The following is a 2,351-nucleotide window of genomic DNA, read 5'->3' as shown; positions in this document are numbered from 1 at the left end:
ATTGCGGCTGAGGATAAAAAACATCAAATGATAATCATTATACTATTTATTTACGTCATCCATTAGATTTTATTAATAGTCCTTTCTCTGCCTTTGATTATTACTGGAATAGTATATTTGATGATAGATTATCTATCTATGACTCAAGTGCTATAAAAAGTAAATTCATTCCTCACAACAAACAATATATCCTAGTCCTAGAAGTACCAGGCTATGATAAAAGTCACATTAAACTTAAAGCAAATAATCATAAGCTTTTTATCGAGGGTAACATTGACGATACTAAAGAAAATAGTGCTACTGATCATTTAAATAAAAAATTTAATTATGTTATGTCTCTATATGAGGACATTGATCAAAAGTCTATTTCTTCTAAGCTAAAAATGGCATCTTGACCATTACTTTGCCTAGAATTGAACTCAAAAACCAAAATGCTAAAGAAATACCTGTTCAATAAAGAGCATAACGAATATTTAAAACATTTTGATTATTAATTTGTTATTATTTAATTTTATTTAACTTAATTAGGAGGTTTTTATGGCTTTTAATTTACCACGTATTAGAAATAAATCAGAACTACAAAATAACTCTAATAAAAGAAGCTATATTGATGATATATTTAATAACTTTTTAATGAAATAGCTTCTTTTTCTTATCCTTCCTCTTACAACGGAAGAATGTTATCACCAAGAACTGATATTATGGAAAATGACTCTGAGTGTAATCTAGAAATGGAATAACCAGGCGTCACACAAGATAATATTGATCTTAAAATAGACAGTAACATCCTAACTATTCAATGTAAAAAAAACAATCTTCTGAAAAGAACGATCACAATTATCATATGCAAGAACGATATTATGGCTCTTTCTACCGTTCTATTAGTTTACCATCTAATATTGATGAAGAACATATAGAAGCACAATTTAAGAATGGTATCTTATCTATTAAAATACCTAAAAAGAGCAAAGTAAAGCTAAAAAATTAAAGTAACTTAAAAAACTATATTATATAATGTAAACAGTAGAATCCATCCTCTAGGTTCTACTTTAATACAAGACTCATTGTACCCTTTCTTTACCCGGAAGATGAGAATATGAGGCTCTGTCGCATCTATTGCCAAGCTCTGTGATATAGAGTATAAGAATGCATTCTGCTAACGATTATCTATCACCAGTACAATAAACGAAAAAATACAAAAATGTGCGTAAAAAACTGTCCGGAATACTGTTGACAGATCATGTAGTTAAATTTTCCCAATTTTCATATCCTTTTTAGTTAGCTTGATTAATAAGAGTGTTCCAATAAAAATACCAGTTTTATATCTAGAATGGATATTTATTTTTATGGAAGTACTGTGTTAAATATCATTGAATAGAGGTTTTTTATGAACAATATTAATCCAGTATGTAATTTTGATTCCAAGAGATTAACAAAAAGTATAGTAAGTTGTGTTGCGAAACCATCCATCCCTAATTGTGCAGTGAAACCAGTAATCAAAGCATCAACTGATCCTTGTTTTCAAAAACATATGGCACAACAAACATTAAATGACCCATACTATCAACATATGCCTAAAAATGATGCAGCTGCTGCTACTATCTATGCAGCAAAATGGGGGTGAACATCATCATATTGCAGGATGTGAGATAATGTAAATTATAAAAAATAACTTAGGTAAAATAATGCTTAAAAATTATCCTAATATTATATTTTATTTTTAGTATTTAAGCTTTTTGCAAGCAATAGAAATCACTCCAATAAATAGTATGCTGAAATTGGTTATATTGCTTGCTAGCTTTAATATTTGTTGGTATATGGAAAAAAATCAGCAACTTAAAACACGTTAAGTACTTCAGAATTGAATTTTACAACCTAAAACTGTATTCTTTTATCTTTTATCTGTTGTATGTTTTTGCTTATTTATATACAAATGCTTATGATGACTCATACAGTACTTTTATTTTAATATTATAAACTTAATGATTATAGTTTTATATTTTATATCAGCAGTTAGTACTTTACAGTATTTAATTAAAGTAACTGGCAATAACTGCTGGATAATCAAAAAATTATGCGATCAATTTGGTGATATCACAACGTATAATAATACTTATACGATTAATAAATCGTAAGATAATTTTACCAAAATACCTCAAAAACTGACCCAAAACGGGTTCTGTCGCATCTGTGTAACATGTTTATCAGTTTACACAAAACCTGAGATTTTAGATATTATGATGCCATTAACATTTTAAAATTCTCGAAAGAATATGCCCTATATAAATCAACAAAAAGTGGTATATGCAAAGCAATAAAAAGATGAAATCTAAATTACCTGTGAAGTATCA

At 27.9% G+C, this 2,351-nt stretch carries 4 protein-coding genes; all 4 read left to right on the top strand.

Features of this window, described 5'->3' with window-relative positions; all coding sequences use genetic code 11:
- Positions 1–44: 44 nt before the first annotated feature.
- The 4 genes from REIS_RS13685 to REIS_RS15190 all read left to right on the top strand — a co-directional run bounded on the left by REIS_RS13685 (position 45) and on the right by REIS_RS15190 (position 2,135).
- Positions 45–395 carry an Hsp20/alpha crystallin family protein gene (locus tag REIS_RS13685; RefSeq protein ID WP_371256190.1) on the top strand — a complete coding sequence of 117 codons (351 nt, stop codon included), beginning with the start codon at positions 45–47 and terminating at the stop codon, positions 393–395.
- 449 nt (positions 396–844) lie between these two features.
- Positions 845–988, top strand: a complete 144-nt coding sequence (locus tag REIS_RS17635; RefSeq protein WP_371256189.1) for an Hsp20/alpha crystallin family protein — start codon at positions 845–847, stop codon at positions 986–988.
- Positions 989–1,387: 399 nt separating this feature from the next.
- Positions 1,388–1,624: a hypothetical protein gene (locus REIS_RS10165; RefSeq protein WP_040614902.1), complete on the top strand. Its 237-nt coding sequence runs from the start codon at positions 1,388–1,390 to the stop codon at positions 1,622–1,624.
- Between the two features lie 358 nt (positions 1,625–1,982).
- Complete coding sequence (locus REIS_RS15190) at positions 1,983–2,135, top strand: hypothetical protein (RefSeq protein WP_206740598.1); 153 nt, start codon at positions 1,983–1,985, stop codon at positions 2,133–2,135.
- The last annotated feature ends 216 nt before the right edge of the window (positions 2,136–2,351 follow it).

It is taken from the genome of Rickettsia endosymbiont of Ixodes scapularis (assembly GCF_000160735.1).
In the GTDB taxonomy this organism is placed as follows: domain Bacteria; phylum Pseudomonadota; class Alphaproteobacteria; order Rickettsiales; family Rickettsiaceae; genus Rickettsia; species Rickettsia tamurae.
Note: the sequence above shows the minus strand (reverse complement) of the source record. Positions and strands in the feature narration are given on the sequence as shown.

What these genes read in the sequence shown, in the direction of transcription:
- REIS_RS17635 (WP_371256189.1), top strand. Translation starts at nt 845, where the DNA reads ATGCAAGAACGATATTATGGCTCTTTCTACCGTTCTATTAGTTTACCA.
- REIS_RS10165 (WP_040614902.1), top strand. Translation starts at nt 1,388, where the DNA reads ATGAACAATATTAATCCAGTATGTAATTTTGATTCCAAGAGATTAACA.
- REIS_RS15190 (WP_206740598.1), top strand. Translation starts at nt 1,983, where the DNA reads ATGATTATAGTTTTATATTTTATATCAGCAGTTAGTACTTTACAGTAT.